This is a genomic window from Neobacillus muris (assembly GCF_943193175.1).
Classification (GTDB): domain Bacteria; phylum Bacillota; class Bacilli; order Bacillales; family Cytobacillaceae; genus Neobacillus; species Neobacillus muris.
Genome location: NZ_CALPDF010000025.1, coordinates 35,789 through 52,556, shown reverse-complemented (window position 1 = coordinate 52,556; position 16,768 = coordinate 35,789). Strand labels below are relative to the sequence as shown.

The window sequence follows — 16,768 nt, the reverse complement described above, 5'->3', positions numbered from 1 at the left end:
TTAATCACCAATCGCCAAGAGCGGGTCTCGCTCATTGATCGCCAATGAAGTCACTAAAAATAAAACCACACCAGAGGTTTGGGCATAATATTCCTTTAAGGTTTCACCGAATTCATCGGTTATTTTACCTATCAGTGCCTTTTCTTGAACTGTTTCCCCAATCTCCACACATGGGTACCATAAACCGGAAAAATCTGCGAAACTCCAGTCAAAAGTCTGCAGGGCACGGATTTGGCTGCTGGAAGGATCACCTTTGATTACACCGATAGATCTTAAGGCATTTTTAACGCCCTCTTGTAAAAGGGAAGATTTACTAGAATCTAGTATTCCTTGCTGCCCTGCTTCGGCAATTACTGCCACCTTCCCCTGCTGGGCCGCACAGGCATAGGTGGAACCGCCAACCTGTCCTGTCGAGCCTACTACATATTCGATTCCAAACAGGGAGGCAAACTGTTTGGATTGCTCTGTCAACGCTTGATCTTCCGTTACTTGATAGATGGTAAACGGAACAAGGGCTTCAATCATATCGCCGCCATGGAGGTCAATGAGATAGTCGGCTGATTTTATCACTGTTTCATTGAGGCAATAGGCTAATTTTTCAGCAGCACTTCCCTTTTCTTTTCCAGGAAATGAGCGATTCAGATTTTTTTTGTCCTCGGGATGGACATAGATGCTTCTTGCATAGAATGAAGCTGGGTTTGCAATGGGAATAATAGAAAGTCTCCCCTTTACATCCTTAGGTTCTAATCTTCTCGCCAATTTCAGTGCAGCATCAATCGATGTATATTCACAGCCATGAATCCCTCCAAGGATCAAGACCTCAGGTCCATCTTGTTCACCATGGATTAAAAAGGCAGGCAGCTTTTCTTTTGTTAAATCAAATTGTAAATAGCCCTTCACTTTTTCCCCTTTTGCAGCCGAAAGGTTACCAATCTTCCACATATTTTCCCCTCCTAGTTAAGATGGAGTAAAACGGCCGTATGATGAAACTTCTTACGGCCGCTTACTGTTAATCTATTCCTTTGTGATTTTTTGGAATGGAACGTACCAAGTATTCATTGGGTTAATTTCAAAGCCTTTTACCCATTCTCTTTTTGCTACTTCAACTAAACGCTGAGATGGGAAGATATATGGAACTTCATCATTCATAATCGTTTGGATCTCTTTATAGATTTCCTCACGGCGGTTTTCATCTACTGTTTTTCTTCCTTCCTCCAGCAGCTGGTCCACGTTCTTGTTATCAAAATAGGCTAAGTTAAAGCCAGGGCCTTTGCTGGATGAATGGGCAAAATACCAAAGGTTATAGTCCGGATCCGGATAATCAGGTGTCCAAGAAGCGAGAGCCAGCTGGTGGCCTCCAGAGGTTACTGTTTCAAGGAATGTCGGCCATGCCAATGTCTTGATGTTCAAATTGATGCCAATTTGTTTTAGGTCAGATTGCATCATTACGGCAATGTTCTTGCGGACTTCATTATTTTCAGAGATGAGAAGCTCTAAATCAAATCCTTTTTCATAACCGGCTTCTTTTAGAAGTGCTTTCGCTTTTTCTAGATCAAAGTCATAAAGTTTAACATCAGGGTTGTAACCAAACATGCCTTCTGGGATGATTCCTCCAACACGCTTACCGGCATCTAACAGGATATCTTTATTGATAGAATCATAGTTTACCGCATATGCAAGTGCCTGGCGGACCTTTACATTATCGAGCGGCTCTTTTTCCATATTGATGGCGATGTCATCGATGGCATAGCCAGGTGATTTGACGATCTCAATGCCTTCCGTGTCTTCCATTTGTTTCATGACATCAGGAGAAAGCATGGTGTCATCAATAAGGTCAATTTCTCCTTTTTCAAGCATTAAACGGGCGGTTGACGGTTCATTGACAATTTGGATGTTTACCGTTTTCATTGTAGGAGAGGTTCCCCAATAGTCTTCATTCGCTTTTAAAACCAGCTTTTGCCCGCGGTCCCAGCTTTCAAGCACGTATGGGCCAGACCCCATATCTTTATCTGCGATATAGCTTTCACCAAGGTCATCTCCGTGGTGCTCGGCGAGTTTAGGGTTGACGATATTTCCAAATACAGTGCCTAAAGTTTTAATAAATGGAGCAAATGGCTGTTCTAATTTGATTTTGATAGTATGGTCATCGACAATCTCGAAGCTGTCTTTATTAATAACGCCTTTAAATTGGCCGGCGGCTGATTTGCCGACGTCAATAGCGCGGGTAAATGAATATTTAACAGCTTCCGCGGTTACAGGAGTTCCATCGTGAAACTTGGCCTCTTTATTGAGATAAAAGGTATACGTTAATCCGTCATCAGAAATGTCCCATTTTTCTGCTAATTGAGGTTTTACTTCGGTATCGGTTCCATCATAGGTTACCAGACGATCATAAAGCATGTAGGTAACACGGAAAGAAGTATTTGCCGAAGTGCCATGCGGGTCTAGGTGCGGGATGTCTTGGTTAGTAGCAAAATTAAATACGTTTGGGTCGCTTGGTTTAGCTGATGCATTAGTGCCATTGTTTTCTGATGTGTTTCCTTCACCAGAAGATTCTTGATTGTACTTATTACAGCCTGTTAATGCCAACATGACAATGAGTAAAAGTGACATTGCTTTTCCTAACAACCTGCTTTTGTTCATTGGTTTCCCCCCGAATTGATCATTTTTTATGGTATTGCCGATTATGCTTGAAGGCATCCCTCCCCTCAGAATAGAATCGTTTTTGGAATTTTATCTGTTTTTAGGGTCAAGCAAATCTCTTAATCCATCACCCAATAGATTGAACCCAAGGACAGTAAGGAGGATGGCAATCCCCGGGAATGTAGCAGACCACCAGGCATCACGGAGAATTTCCCGGCTTGAGGACAGCATGGCTCCCCACTCTGGTGAAGGAGGTTGAGCGCCTAACCCAATGAAGCTTAACCCGGCTGCAGACAGGATCACAAAGCCTAAATCAAGACTGGCTTGGATACTGGCGGGTCCAATCGTATTAGGGATTATTTCCTTGATTAAAATTCTTATGGGACTTGCTCCAAGTGCCCTGGCTGATTCTACAAATTCTGAATTTTTGATTGATAAAACGGATGAACGGACTATCCTGGTGTACCAAGGCCACCAAGTGACAGCCAACGCAAGCAGAACATTTTCGATTGATGGCCCTAATGCAGCCGCAATTGACATGGATAAAATAATGCCAGGGAAACTGAGGAAAATATCGGTAATCCTCATAATAACCTGGTCCACCGCCCCGCCTGCATAACCGGCAATGGCCCCTAGAATGGTTCCAATTGGAAAGGCGATGATGACGACTAAAAACCCAATTTTTAATGAGATGCGGGTTCCAAAGATAATTCTGCTAAGGATATCCCTGCCTACCTCATCGGTTCCGAATAGGTGCTCTGAACTTGGGGGCAATAGTTTTTGCCCTAAATTGACCTGTAGCGGGTCATTCGGCGCAATCCACGGAGCGAATATGGCCAGGATAACGATCATTACTACAATAAATAGCCCTAGCATGGTTAAAGGGCTGAGAAAAACTCGTCTAACCATTCCTTACTCCCCTTTAATCGTAATTAAGTCGTGGGTCCACCACTTGGTACAAGATGTCGATGAGTAAATTGACTGTTATAAATAAAACGGCGATCAAAATGGTAACGGCCATTACGGCTGGAAAATCCAAATATGTGATGGCATTTACAGCGTATCTGCCTAAACCAGGCCAGGAGAAGACGGATTCCACAAGGACACTGCCTCCTAATGAGTGGCCAAATGTCATGCCCAGAAGCGTTAAAATTGGCATCATTCCGTTTCTGAGAGCATGGCCATATAGGACGCGATTTTGCGAACCTCCTTTGGCAAAGGCGGTTCTGATATAATCGCTGTTTAACACTTCCAGCATGGAGGACCTTGTCATCCTGGTGATCATGCCAATCGTTACGGCTGCCTGTGTTATGCCCGGAAGAATTAAGTGGATAATAGCCGAATTAAAAACTGCCCAATTTCCTGTCAACAAAGCATCAATGGTGTACATGCCAGTAATGCTTTCTGGAGGTGCAAGCCCAGTATCTAAACGTCCTGATCCCGGCAGTATGCCGAGCTGCAAATAAAAGAAAAGTAGAAAGATAATCCCCAGCCAAAACGCCGGCATAGCCACACCGATGAGAGCCATCACCCTGGCAAATTGATCCGCGAGCTTGTCCTTCTTGCTTGCTGAGATTACCCCTAAAGGAATCCCTATTAAAATCGTAATAAACATAGAAAATAAGGTGAGCTCCAAAGTTGCTGGGAAATATTGTTTGATGTCTTCCATGACTGGCTGGTGTGAATAGTTGCTTGTCCCCAAATCACCTTGCACCAAGTTTTTCATATACCTGCCATACTGAACATATAAGGGATCATTTAACCCCATTTTTTCTTGGAGCTCTTCGATGATTTTCGCATCAGCATGAGGTCCTGCAGCCAATCTGGCTGGGTCTCCAGGAATCGTATTTGATATAAAAAAAGTCAAAACGCTGATTCCAAACAATATGGGTATCATGAGTAAAATTCTTTTTATAATATAGCGAAGCGCATCCATCTAGCCCGCCTCCTTTCTTGATTATGAAATGCTGGTGCGTATGCTTTGTTTTTGTCCAGGTTGGACATGAATGCAGGCTGCCCAATGATCCATGGATTTTTCCCTGAGCTCGGGGATCTCGGCTTTGCATTCCGGTGTGGCCTGAGGACATCTTGTATGGAATGGGCAGCCGCTGGGCGGATTAACTGGGCTTGGCAGGTCACCCTGCAGGATGATGCGTTCCTTCATTTGAGCTGGATCTGGAAGCGGTACAGCTGATAAAAGAGCCTTTGTATAAGGATGAAGCGGATTTTGATACAGTTCATCGACATCGGCTATTTCAACTATTTTTCCTAAATACATTACAGCTACACGGTCGGATATGTGCTGTACTACAGATAGATCGTGAGAAATGAAAATGTAACTAAGGTTTAGTTCTTTCTGTAATGCATCCATTAAATTTAACACCTGAGACTGGACGGAAACATCCAGCGCCGATACCGGTTCATCTGCAATAATAAGTTTCGGGCTTAAGGTGAGGGCTCTGGCAATGCCAATCCGCTGCCTTTGCCCGCCGGAAAATTCATGGGGATAGCGGTCTAATTGGTCTTTGCGAATGCCAATTTTATCAATGATCCCTTCAATGATATCCATTCTTTTATGTCTGCTCTTTATTCCGTGAATGATTAAGGGGTCCTCCAGAATGGTTCTTACAGTACTTCTCGGATTTAACGAGGCATATGGATCTTGGAAGACGATCTGCATCTCTTTCCGTACATCCTTCATTTCCTTCCTTGACAGATGGGTTATGTCCCTTCCTTGAAAGTGGATTACTCCAGAAGTAGGCTTAATCAGCTGGAGAATGGTCCGTCCCAAGCTGGACTTGCCGCATCCCGACTCACCAACAATCCCTAATGTTTCTCCCTGCTCTATCTTAAAGGAGACTCCATCAACCGCTTTTACGATCTTTTTTTCACCTAAAAAGCCCTTCTTAATGGTGAAGTGTTGTTTCAATTCTTTTACTTCCAGAAGTGACAAATTGCTCTCCCTCCTCTTCTTCCAATAGCCAGCATGATGCTGAATGTTCGTTTGTAATGTGGACCATCGGCGGCATCTTTCGGCGGCAAGTATCCATGGCATAACTGCATCTGTCGGCAAATTTGCAGCCACTTGGCAATTTATCTGGAGCTGGAACGGTCCCTGGGATGGAGCCAAGGATTTGTTTCCTCTCACCCAGTTTTGGGATGGACTCGATTAATCCCTTGGTATATGGATGTTTAGGGTTTTGAAATAATTCCTTAACTCCTGCTTGCTCTACCACTTTTCCTGCATACATGACAATGACACGATCACAAACCTCAGCAACAACACCTAAATCATGTGTGATCATAATGATGCCCATCTCATTCATTTTTTTTAGGCTGTTCATAAGCTCAAGTATTTGCGCTTGAACGGTTACATCCAGCGCCGTTGTAGGCTCATCACAGATAAGCAGGCTGGGATTGCATGCCATGGCAATAGCAATCATAATCCTTTGCCTCATCCCGCCCGACAATTGATGCGGATATTCATGGACGAGTTCTTCTGCTCTAGGCAAACCCACTTCCCTAAGTAACTCGACTACACGTTGTTTTCGTTGGCTTTTCGTCAAATCTGTATGAAGCATGAGGGTTTCTTCAATTTGCTTGCCTACTGTATGAAGGGGATTTAGAGAGGTCAGCGGATCTTGAAAAATCATCGACAGCTTATTTCCTCTCACCTTCTCCAAAGCCTTTTTGGAAAATTTAGTAACGTCTTCGTCTTCAAGCTTGATGGTCCCCTTCAGTTTTGCTTTTTCAGGTAAGAGGCGCATGATGGATAAAGCGGTCATACTTTTTCCACAGCCAGATTCGCCGACAATCCCCACTGTTTCTCCCTGATTCACTTGAAATGAAACCTCGTCAAGGATTTTGACGTATTTATGGTTCCGCTTTAATTCCAAGCAGACGTTTTGCAGTTCAAGTAACATATCAACACCACCTTTAAATGGTCAAAAGTTCTTTCACATTCTTTAATTCTTCGAAGGCTTGCAAATAATGGCTGGAAAACTCTGAAATGACATTTTCTTTTTTTTGGGACCTTAGGGCATCTAATAGCTTTCGGTGAATCTCAACTACTAATGCTGCCCTTACCGGAAGGATATTTGCCACGGTCAAAAACATGGCTCCAACCTGAGTATCCAATTGCCTGTGCATATGAATCAGCCTTTGGTGTTTACTGGCTCCAACGATTAAATTGTGGAAACTCATGTCACATCTGGCTTGTCTCTCTAAATCTTTGTTTTCCAAGGCTTGTTGGAATTCATCCAAATGTTTTTCGAGTTTCGCATATTCCTTATCGGTTAAAAAGTTGAGTGAAATCTCTGCGGCCTTGGATTCTAATAGAGCTCTAAGTGTGTAAATTTCATAGGCATCTTGAAGAGATAGGGTTGTAACGAATGTCCCTTTATTGGTTTCGTGTTTAATCAGTCCTTCATTTTGTAGCATCCTTAATGCTTCTCTAATGGGTCCGCGAGAAATGGTGAGTTTTTCCGCAAGCTGCGCCTGGTTCACTTTTTCCCCGGGCTTAAGTGTTCCGTTTAGTATCATGGTTCGGATTATTTTGACTACATGGTCTGATAGGTTCTCATGGTTGAATAGCAAATTATTTTCCATCGAGAAACCTCTCTTTTAAACGATTGAGATTTTTCCAATCCATTTGGAGCTGGCCGTTTTCCAGTTCCTTGATCATTGAAATTAATAGTGTGGTTAAAGGCATTGGTACTTGATGTTTTTTTCCCAATTCGACGATTGGGACTAATTGGGCGTCGATTTCTGTTTTCCTTTTTCGTACGGCAAGATCTCTCCATATGCCGCTTTTTGTCTTTTTGTTTGAAGCCATTCTGGCTGCAAGCCTCTCAAGCTGGGCATTTAATGCCGGGAGATCCCGAGATTCTCTTGGATAAATGAGTGAAGGAACCCAGTCATCAAACTCAATGGGGGTTACACCTTCTTTGTCAGCCACTTCCAATATTTCGGAGCATAATTCCATTAATGTTTCTCTTAATTCTGTATTCCTAACAACCCCTGCCATGGTTTCGTCCACTAGAGCTGTTGCGTATAAAAGTCCTGCATAGGACATCTTACTCCATAGGTAGCCCCAAATATTGTCTGTCGTTTGGACTGGTCCCCAATCTTGTAATATTTCCTTTAGCTCTAATACTCGATTGCTGATAGTATTATCTATTTCTCCTATGTATAGGGAGGAGACCCCGCCATAAAGAATTTTGCCAGGTTCTAAATAATCTGCTGAAAAATTGACAAAGCAGCCAATTGTTCGTTCCTTCCCTATTAAACTGGCAATTAAATTTTCACATAGGCCGTTTTGGAAAGAAACCACCTTTGTATTTTGATTCATCAACTGTAGAAATGGAGCTAGTGCTGCTTCAGTGTGCTGGGCTTTCACACACAAGAACACGGTGTCTAAATTTTTCCCTTTTTGAATCAGTTTCTCTGGTGTATAGGCACAGCCGTTTACGGTAAAAGTTTCTTCTGGTCCTTCAATTGTAAGGCCCTGCTCATTCATCGTTTTTACGTGGTTCTGGTCAATATCACAAAACGTCACTTGTTTTCCGGCTTTTAAAAGGTAGGCACCCAAAACACCTCCGATAGCTCCTGAACCAATAATTGTAATGTCCATAGTAACCCCCTAGAAAAGTTGTAGTCCCCCATCAGCTGAAATGGTTTGGCCGCTTATATAACTGGCAAAATCCGAGGCGAAAAATAACACAGGATAGGCGATGTCTTCCGGCTCTCCTAATCTCTTGACTGAGATGGATTCCACCAGGCTCTGTTGTTTCTCATGTGACATTGCTTCCCATTGTTTTTGGGTAGACGGATTTGAAAGGACAAATCCAGGTGCCACATTATTTACGGTAATGCCAAATGCTCCTAATTCTTGGGCCATTTGCCGAGTAAACCCAATTTGACCTGCCTTGGCACTTGCATATGCTTGAATGCCGGTCAAGCTTGTACTTCTACCGGCACCGCTTGAAATATTAATAATCCTCCCATAGTTCTGCCTTTTCATATATGGGGCAGCAGCCTTTGTTGTATAAAATGCTGCGTCTAGGTTAACGGAGAATATCTTCCGCCAAGCTTCTGCTGAAACTTCCTCTACTGGCTGGTGGACTTGGCCGCAAACTCCGCCAGCATTATTGACCAAGACATCAATTCTATTAAAATAATTTATTACGTACTCGATTAGTTCTTTTATGTTTGATTCATCGGTAAGATCGCAAGAATATGTATAAAAGGCAGCCTTCCTTTCTATTCCTCCAATTTCTTTGTCCACTTCAAGAAGTTCCTTCTCTAAAATATCGGTGCCAATAACTGTTGCCCCGTGTTTGAGGAAGGCTTCACAAATTCCTTTGCCGATTCCATGAGCTGCTCCCGTAACCAAAACCACTTTCCCAGCAAAAAATGTTGATTGTGAACTGTTGACACTTTTATTCAAAATACCACGCCCTTCCTTTTATTGTATCACTTACCTGTTTTTAACAATATAAACCACAAATATCTTAAAAGTCAATTTAATTTCATAATTTTTGTAATATTTTGTATAGTCTTCATTCCCTATTAATACCTAATTATAAACATGCCTCCTCTTCTTTCAACAATCCCGTAACAAAATCTGACATTGTTTCTTTGTTTAAAGCTTTAACGGACTGGGGGACAGTCCCCCAGTCCGTTAAAGCGTTGAAGGTGCTGGCATTGTGAGGGTGATGCTTTTTAGTTGGAATTGCTTTTTAGGAGGGGGGAAATAGGTTTTCTAGTGTGTTTTTTATGGTTTGGAGTTCTTGTTCGTTTTTGGGTTGGAGTTCTAGGGTGTCTCCTGTTTCAAATTCTAAAACGAATTGTGGCAGGTTGGCTGCATTTGTTTCGACATTATGAGCTAATAGTTTAATATCATGAAAACCTATCTTTCCTAATTCTGGTACGTAGATATCCTTAAATTCAGCATTGGATACTTTTAGTGTTAAGGTTTGGAAGTGTACCATTTCATTTGAAGTTATTTTAGTTGTCACGATGCCATTTTGTGTTTTCACTAGTTTTTTTATCTTTAATCCATTTACTGAACTATCCGCAAATTTTAACTCCAGCATCGACCGGGCTTTTTCGTCTGCCGTGTCTCCAACAGCCAGCAACATCCCAAGGGGTGTTCCCTCCATTTGATTGGCTTCAATGATGAAACCGATGGTCGATTCATTGTCTGCTAAACTATATTTAGTTGGAATCATCAGAGTAAGAATTGTAAAAAAGATTAAAATAACATGTTTAGCAGACTTATATGATTTTCTCATTCCAATCACCGTTTCTCTCTATTACTGGTGTTTCTTTCTAAGTATGAAAGAAATTGTATAATGAAGCCTTTTCCTTTAATTCTCTAATTCGGTAGTCGCAATTTCTTTTTCTGTTCGTTTGTCCAGCGTATGGACCACTTCCTTTACAGCATATTCCGGTTTCCATGCGATCAGCATGGCCCCGCCAAGGATTCCGAAAATCGTTCCAATCAGAAACCCTCCTAAAGCTCCCATTATGGACAATACAGAAGAAAATATTGCCAAAACACCCAGCAGTGTCGACAGTCTTGGCATGATAGACGACAATATTCCTAACAGCAGAGTCAGTCCGCCAAGAAAAAAGCCTACAAATATAATGCTTCCTGGTGCAGCGGCCACTTCGTAAAGCTGCGCCGGCACCCATAAAATGACGAGTCCAGCAAGGATGCACAAGGTCGCCCCCCAAAATGGGCGCCTTGCTCTCCAATTCTTGAACCTCGCACGTATTGACATGGTGGAGTTCATGGTTATCATCCTTATTTTTGTAATCTACGATTGCCAATTCTTATTGCAGTGGTTCAAAATATACCTTCATCCCTGGCAGGGAAACAGTTTGCTGGAACAGATAAAGAGTTTTTAAATCACCATTTTCGATCGTAATGGTCCCTGCATCCTGGGTAAACTCTTTTGCTGCCGCCTCCATTGGATTTTGAATATCCCCTACAAAGTTTTCTTTCATTGTTAAATTCGTAAAACTTGCATCACCATTAATTAAGGTGGCTTTTTGAATTAGACCTTTAATTTCCACAGGTTTACCCGCCTCGATGACAGCCTTAATACCAAGTGCTTTAAATTCTTTTGTTATTTTTAAATTAGTTATGGTAGCGCTGTCAATTTCGTTCACTGCAACTGGATTATCTTTCCTTGAACCTCCGTCTGCGATTCCCCCATAAAGTTTAAATCCGTTCCCGACCAACTTGTCAAAGCTAACCGTGAATTCACCGAATCCACTAATTGGAACGGCGTAAGCAACACCAGTAAGCCCAAAAGTCCCGAGCAGAGCTCCCAAAAAGATAAACCCTCCCAGTATGGCCAGCATTAATTTTTTCTTTACCGTTTTTCCTCCTATAATAAGAGCCTCTCCTGTCATTCAATGTCCTCCCCTTTACTTTTTTAGGACCAAAATGATTTCTAGATATTTGGTCCTATTTGTCACAATTTTATGACAAATAAAAAAATCAGTTAACCCCTACATTTGTAGGTTTTTCTCACATGTGTTATGAGGCCGGGTGAATTTTGGCAGATATTTATCAAAACTTTCAAGAGAAGACAGGAAAAGGAAGGTATTTTGCTGAATTATGTAATGTTGGGATGACATAAGTATTTTGCAGTAATGGCGGCCAAACTATTTGTAGGAGTGCATAGCACATGTCGAAATCTCTGAACCATCATTTAAATCATTTATTGGAGGATGCGGTTAGGCTGCTCAGCAGATATCTGGACGAACTGCTGGATGAGTGGAACAGCACACTTCAGTTTTTAAAAAACACCAATAAAAAATCTATTTTTGTATATGAGTTTATTAGTGATTTTCTGGATGAATTTTTATCAACTGTCCGCAACGATGATGCCGATTTGTCCAAATTATTCGATGACATGCCAGCAGCATGGCTGGCTGCATTCCATCGTGAACCGGAGCCAGAAGCGTTGATATTTCAATTAAATTTGCTTGAAAATTCAGCTCATCGTGTTGTCAAAGCGAAAATCTCATATTCTTCAAAATTGCATCCATCCATTCATTATTTATTTTCAAAAGTTAGTGAGGTTCTGTTATTTAAGAGGGAAAATTATCATTATAGTGTATGGAAGGATGCTGTTATCTTATTTAATGAGTGGATCATTCGTTCCCAAACTTTTCAAGAGGCCGTAGAAAACATATGTTATGGTTTTGGATACTTCCTACCTTTTCAGCGATGCGCCCTGTTTAGGTTTGCCAATGAAGAAAGCATTGCGGCAGGTCTTTGCGGACACCATTTTAATAATGAGGAAATCCAAGCCATCGCTGAAAAAATCACCAATATCCCTGTACTGAATGAAAGTCTGGTAAAGCTGAAATCTCAGGGAACTCAGATGAAGAACTTCCAGCCTATATATGTAGCGGATGCAGAAAAGGAATTTCCTGAAAAATATGTGAAGAGTTTCAAGCTTACCTCCCTTATCATCGTACCGATTTATGTGCCTGAAGAAGGAAAAATTATTGGCGGCATGATTTTAGATCAAGGACCAGAAACGTTTTTTCCGCTGGACAGCAGCCTGCTTCCGGCGCTGATAAAGTTTGGCCAAAGCTCGGGAGAATTGTTGCTTAAGCACTTTCAAGCAGAAAGAAATAAAAAAGACACTCCAGAAGACAAACAAGTATACTTATCTCCACGGGAAATTGAAATTATTAAACTCCTTGCAGAGGGTGCCTCCACCCAAATAGCCGCGTCTAAGCTTTACCTGAGTGAATATACCGTAAGAGACCATATCTCTAATATCATGAAACGACTAAACGCACAAAATCGTACCGAAGTCGCCGTAAAAGCCATACGGATGGGAATCATCGATTGATTTTTGGGATTTTTGGGGACAGTCCCCCAGCGCTTTACAGCGTTAACAAACCGGGGGACTGTCCCCGGTTATTTTATTGCTGCGGCTTTTTGGCGGCAGGCGTTGATGGCTTGCTGAATGGTGGTGCTGAATTGGTGGTCATCGAGCAGTTCTAGTCCTGCGGCGGTGGATCCTCCCGGGGTGGCGACTTGGTTGATTAGTTCGTTTGTGTCGATGTTGGTTTTCAACATTTCGGCGGAACCTGCTATCATTTGCGAGACGAGTTTCCTTGCTTGCTGTTGGGTAATGCCTGTTTCAAGTGCCATTTGTTCGAGTGCGCCTGCTAATTTGTAGATAAATGCCGGGGCGCTTCCTGTCACTGCTGTCAATTCTTGGATTTGTTTTTCTGTCACTCTTTCAAATTGTCCGATGCCGCTTATTAAGGACTCAATCCATTGGACATGCTGCTGGTTCACATATTGGCCTGGCGCATACAGTGTGATCGACTCCCCTAATTTTGCAGCCGTATTTGGCATGATCGAAGCAACAGGCGTTGAATTAGGAAGTTTGCTTTCCAAATAAGCTGGTCCAATGCCGGCAGCAACCGTTAAAACCAATTGCCCATTAATCTGTTTAGCCAACTCATTTAGAATTGTATCGTGGGCATCCGGCGGCATGGCTAAAAAGATTATATCCATATTGACTAGATTGTTTAGCCAATTAACTGTTGTTTCCACTCCATAATGATTTTTCACAAATTCCAGTCGTTCCTCATTTCCATTATTAGAAACGAGGATCGCAAATTCCGGTTTATTGGACAGTCCTTCTATAATCGCTTGCGCCATCCGCCCTGCGCCAATAAATAGCACTCGCTTTTTATCTTTCGTCATTTCCTCACTCCTCACGTTGTCAATTCTAACCTATTTATTATTTTTAAGCTAAGCATATCACTTATACATTTAAACTAGATTGGTTACAATTCTAGTAGAAATGGAGGGTGAGTTATGGGGAGATTTCTTGTGCTTTTATCTCTTATCGTGCTTTTTGGCTTTTCAGGACCGACTATAGAAAAAAATTTATCGAAAAGTGAATGGACGAAAACAATTGATGAACTTCAATCTGATATAAATTTATTGACCAGTAACTCTGATACACTTTCAGATATGAGCGGCTTCCTCGGGAATCTGCAACAATTATGGAAGCAGCTGAGCAATCAGCTGGATGGTCTTACGTTGAATCAGCAAGATCGCGAACCAAAAGAAACAAAATCAATAGAATTAGCAGCTCCAGCTGAGCAAGTCTTTTCAATCCATAATGTGGAACTAGGAGAACCGAAATCTGAAATTGAACAAGTGACAGGACCAGCTAAACGGGCTTCCCTAAACGAATACGGCACAGACTGGTATTCTTACCATAACCATTATCAGGAATTTTTTATGGTTATGTATGATAAAAATAACAAGGCGGCCGGACTTTATACCAATCAAGATTTGATCGCATCTAAAAATGGGATTAAAATGGGCACTCCTAAAAAAACGGTACGGGCGGCTCTTGGAGAACCAATAACTCAAATACAAAAAGGCTTGATCACCTATCAATTGGAACAAGACCGTGATTATGATATGTATCTGCTTGATGATGTCTATGTAACTGTTTTTTACGATAAGCACAATGGTCATACTGTGACAGCCATGCAATTAATCCGCAAAGACCTGGAGGATGAAAAAGCTGATTACTATTCAAAAGCTACTTCTGAGCTAAAGGAAGGTTTCGAATACCAGCTGTTTGATCTGACAAATGCATCCCGGGTTAATCATCAGCTGACGACCTTGACATGGGATTCGCACGTGAGAGAAACGGCGCGGAAACATAGCCGCGATATGGCGGTAAATGATTATTTTTCCCATACGAACCTGCAAGGCCAATCTCCTTTTGACCGCATGAAACAAGATCAAATCATTTTCTTACTGGCAGGTGAAAACCTTGCATATGGACAGTTAAGCAGCATTTTTGCCCATGAAGGATTAATGAATTCCCTTGGCCATCGGGAAAATATTCTCCGGAATGGCTATGAATATTTAGGAGTGGGTGTTGCCTTTAATGACAAATCCCAGCCCTATTACACGGAAAACTTTTATGCCAATTAATCTTTACAAACCTAGTCTGTGAATTATGTTTTGTAAACTGGTTAAATTATATACGAGCAATTAATAATTGCTCAAAAATTCGTCGGGAGTGATGTATCATGGCTAGAAACAAACTTTTGGTTCCTGGTGCAGGCAATGTTCTGGATCAAATGAAACAAGAAATCGCCAATGAGTTTGGAGTGCAGCTTGGTGCTGATACGACCGCACGAGCAAATGGTTCAGTTGGCGGTGAAATGACAAAACGCCTTATTGCCTATGCAGAACAATCCTTACAAAATCAGCAAGGCCGGTAGCTTCAAAAGACCTTGTGCATTTCTGGAAACGGCTGTCCATATTGGGCAGCCGTTTCCTTTAGATGTATTTAGCTGTACGGATATGAACTGGCTTCGAAACAGAACCTAAATATATCGGAAAAAAGTTGAGGTGAATTAACTTGGATCAGGATTTTTCAGTTGAATATGATCAGATCCCAGATTTCAATAGTCATGAAGAAGCAAGAACATGGTTTAAAGAACAATTTGGGGACGATCGCTTTTTATTACGAGTAAGCAATAGGAAGAATGGAAAAAGAATATATTTTTACCACCTTGTTAAAGATCCAGAAGTTTATAAACCTTATATGGAGAGCTTTTCCAGTCAATTCAAACATGAAATTACCAATTTTGAAACGTTCAAAAGCTATTCAACCATAGAAATCAGCGAGGATGGAGAAGTTGTTTTTCAACCATAAATCTGGAGGAATTTTTCATGGACAAAAGATATAACACAGGTGATGACGCCAGCGTAGAACTGAAAAAGGCATTGACTAAGAGCGTTCCTCGGAATAATCCTGTCATGAGTGATGCTGAGTATAAGCTGAAGCAAAAAGGAAAGAAAGGCTAAGGGGCAGAGTGAAATCTGCCCTTTACTTAGATTTTAGAGCCAAGGAAACATCATAGCTGCTCAAATCAATTTCAGTCTCTTTGCCTAGTACAGATTTGGCAAGTTCTCTGCCAAGGTATGGACCGCTAGTCAGTCCGGAAGACCCCAGTCCGTTTGCCACATAAATTCCTTCAAAGCCAGGTAATGGACCAGCAACAGGTAAAAATCCTGGGGTAAAAGGTCGAAATCCCACCCTTGTTTCAAGAAATGTGCTATTGGCCAAACCTGGGGCCGTATCTAATACCTGATCTAAAATCTCATGTATTCCCCCTGGAGTCACTCGATGATCAAAACCAGCATCATTTTCATGGGTAGATCCTGCAACTACTCGGCCGTCATCAAATGTGAGGATATATTGGGTATGTGGAGGCATAATAACCGGCCAGGAGCCAGTATCCATATCAGGAAGCTCCAAATGAATAATCTGCGCTTTTTGGGATTTTACTAAAAATTCTACTCCCAGCGGGTTTAAAACTTCATTTGACCATGCACCTGCCGCAACCATAACAAGATCGGCCTCCAGCCTTTTATCTCCCAGCTTTACTCCGAACACTTGACTGCCCTCACGAATGATCGAGGCATTCCCATTTAAACAGATGGCTCCTCTTTTAACAGCTGCATGAACCAGCGCATCCCTTAATTCCCGCCCATTCACCCGGGCTCCGCCGCTGACATAAACGGAGCCGTATTCCTCCGATAAAGGCGGAAACAGCCGTTTGGTTTCAGCCGGTGATAAAATGTCAATTTCACCGATTTCCGGTGCATCCTTCCTGCGTTTTCGGGCACGTTCAGCCATTTGCTCCAATTTTATTGGATCGGTATGCAAACTAAGTGCACCCACTCGTTTATACCCTGTATTTCTTTCACCTTCAGCTTCTAAATCGGCCATTAATTCAGGATAATATCGGGCTCCGCCTTTAGCCAGGTTGTACCATGCCTTATTTCGCCGCTGGGACAGCCATGGGCAGACAATTCCCGCAGCGGCATCAGTTGCCTGCCCAGGGTCACTTCTATCCACAATAATGACTTCTGCTCCGTACTTAGTTAGATGGTAGGCTGTAGATGCTCCTAATATGCCAGCCCCAACAACAATTATTTTTTTCATAACATCATTCCTGTTTTAGTAAAGTTAAATGAACCTCTTACATTATAGCTTAGAGGGAGCAATTTTTATAACTGCATCCAAGATCGGGA

19 protein-coding genes are annotated in these 16,768 nt (G+C 42.0%); 5 read left to right on the top strand and 14 right to left on the bottom strand.

The features are described 5' to 3' along the window. The 12 genes from NFS43_RS15790 to NFS43_RS15735 all read right to left on the bottom strand — a co-directional run bounded on the left by NFS43_RS15790 (position 1) and on the right by NFS43_RS15735 (position 11,067). On the bottom strand, positions 1-942 hold the full coding sequence (locus tag NFS43_RS15790; protein WP_251553704.1) for a M14 family metallopeptidase: 942 nt from the start codon (positions 940-942) through the stop codon (positions 1-3). Positions 943-1,014: 72 nt separating this feature from the next. Further along, a complete protein-coding gene (locus tag NFS43_RS15785; protein ID WP_251553703.1) occupies positions 1,015-2,643 on the bottom strand; it encodes an ABC transporter substrate-binding protein in 1,629 nt (542 codons plus the stop codon). A 90-nt stretch (positions 2,644-2,733) separates the two neighbouring features. Beyond that, positions 2,734-3,552: a nickel transporter permease gene (gene nikC, locus NFS43_RS15780; protein ID WP_251553702.1), complete on the bottom strand. Its 819-nt coding sequence runs from the start codon at positions 3,550-3,552 to the stop codon at positions 2,734-2,736. Between the two features lie 13 nt (positions 3,553-3,565). Next, positions 3,566-4,579: an ABC transporter permease gene (locus tag NFS43_RS15775; protein ID WP_251553701.1), complete on the bottom strand. Its 1,014-nt coding sequence runs from the start codon at positions 4,577-4,579 to the stop codon at positions 3,566-3,568. 21 nt (positions 4,580-4,600) lie between these two features. Continuing rightward, positions 4,601-5,596 carry an ABC transporter ATP-binding protein gene (locus NFS43_RS15770; RefSeq protein WP_251553700.1) on the bottom strand — a complete coding sequence of 332 codons (996 nt, stop codon included), beginning with the start codon at positions 5,594-5,596 and terminating at the stop codon, positions 4,601-4,603. Beyond that, positions 5,550-6,566 (bottom strand): ABC transporter ATP-binding protein, encoded by a 1,017-nt coding sequence (locus tag NFS43_RS15765; protein ID WP_251553699.1) that lies wholly within the window; start codon positions 6,564-6,566, stop codon positions 5,550-5,552. Before NFS43_RS15765 ends, NFS43_RS15770 begins: the two co-directional genes overlap by 47 nt. Before the next feature lie 13 nt (positions 6,567-6,579). Then, positions 6,580-7,251 carry a GntR family transcriptional regulator gene (locus tag NFS43_RS15760; protein WP_251553698.1) on the bottom strand — a complete coding sequence of 224 codons (672 nt, stop codon included), beginning with the start codon at positions 7,249-7,251 and terminating at the stop codon, positions 6,580-6,582. Then, entirely contained in the window at positions 7,241-8,275 is a 1,035-nt protein-coding gene (locus tag NFS43_RS15755; protein ID WP_251553697.1) for a ketopantoate reductase family protein, read from the bottom strand. Before NFS43_RS15755 ends, NFS43_RS15760 begins: the two co-directional genes overlap by 11 nt. 9 nt (positions 8,276-8,284) lie before the next feature. Then, positions 8,285-9,091 (bottom strand): SDR family NAD(P)-dependent oxidoreductase, encoded by an 807-nt coding sequence (locus NFS43_RS15750; protein ID WP_251553696.1) that lies wholly within the window; start codon positions 9,089-9,091, stop codon positions 8,285-8,287. A gap of 292 nt (positions 9,092-9,383) precedes the next feature. After that, a complete protein-coding gene (locus NFS43_RS15745) occupies positions 9,384-9,938 on the bottom strand; it encodes a hypothetical protein (RefSeq protein WP_251553695.1) in 555 nt (184 codons plus the stop codon). Between the two features lie 75 nt (positions 9,939-10,013). Next, positions 10,014-10,442, bottom strand: coding sequence for a DUF6114 domain-containing protein (locus NFS43_RS15740; RefSeq protein ID WP_251553694.1), 429 nt, complete (start codon positions 10,440-10,442; stop codon positions 10,014-10,016). A gap of 40 nt (positions 10,443-10,482) precedes the next feature. Continuing rightward, positions 10,483-11,067: a DUF6230 family protein gene (locus NFS43_RS15735; protein ID WP_251553693.1), complete on the bottom strand. Its 585-nt coding sequence runs from the start codon at positions 11,065-11,067 to the stop codon at positions 10,483-10,485. A 278-nt stretch (positions 11,068-11,345) separates the two neighbouring features. On the opposite strand from NFS43_RS15735, the gene NFS43_RS15730 reads away from it, so the two are divergent. Beyond that, entirely contained in the window at positions 11,346-12,527 is a 1,182-nt protein-coding gene (locus NFS43_RS15730; RefSeq protein ID WP_251553692.1) for a response regulator transcription factor, read from the top strand. Between the two features lie 68 nt (positions 12,528-12,595). Here the strand turns inward: NFS43_RS15730 and proC are convergent, their stop codons facing one another. Then, positions 12,596-13,396: a pyrroline-5-carboxylate reductase gene (proC, locus tag NFS43_RS15725; protein ID WP_251553691.1), complete on the bottom strand. Its 801-nt coding sequence runs from the start codon at positions 13,394-13,396 to the stop codon at positions 12,596-12,598. Between the two features lie 114 nt (positions 13,397-13,510). Between proC and NFS43_RS15720 the strand changes: the two genes are divergently transcribed. The 4 genes from NFS43_RS15720 (at position 13,511) to NFS43_RS24410 (ending at position 15,535) form a co-directional block, all read left to right on the top strand. Next, complete coding sequence (locus NFS43_RS15720; RefSeq protein ID WP_251553690.1) at positions 13,511-14,653, top strand: CAP domain-containing protein; 1,143 nt, start codon at positions 13,511-13,513, stop codon at positions 14,651-14,653. 98 nt (positions 14,654-14,751) lie between these two features. Next, positions 14,752-14,946, top strand: a complete 195-nt coding sequence (locus tag NFS43_RS15715) for an alpha/beta-type small acid-soluble spore protein (protein ID WP_251553689.1) — start codon at positions 14,752-14,754, stop codon at positions 14,944-14,946. Between the two features lie 140 nt (positions 14,947-15,086). Then, complete coding sequence (locus tag NFS43_RS15710) at positions 15,087-15,383, top strand: hypothetical protein (protein WP_251553688.1); 297 nt, start codon at positions 15,087-15,089, stop codon at positions 15,381-15,383. A 17-nt stretch (positions 15,384-15,400) separates the two neighbouring features. Beyond that, positions 15,401-15,535 (top strand): hypothetical protein, encoded by a 135-nt coding sequence (locus tag NFS43_RS24410; RefSeq protein WP_277613954.1) that lies wholly within the window; start codon positions 15,401-15,403, stop codon positions 15,533-15,535. A gap of 22 nt (positions 15,536-15,557) precedes the next feature. Here NFS43_RS24410 and NFS43_RS15705 read toward each other — a convergent pair whose 3' ends face one another. Continuing rightward, entirely contained in the window at positions 15,558-16,679 is a 1,122-nt protein-coding gene (locus NFS43_RS15705; protein ID WP_251553687.1) for an NAD(P)/FAD-dependent oxidoreductase, read from the bottom strand. Positions 16,680-16,768: the final 89 nt, after the last annotated feature.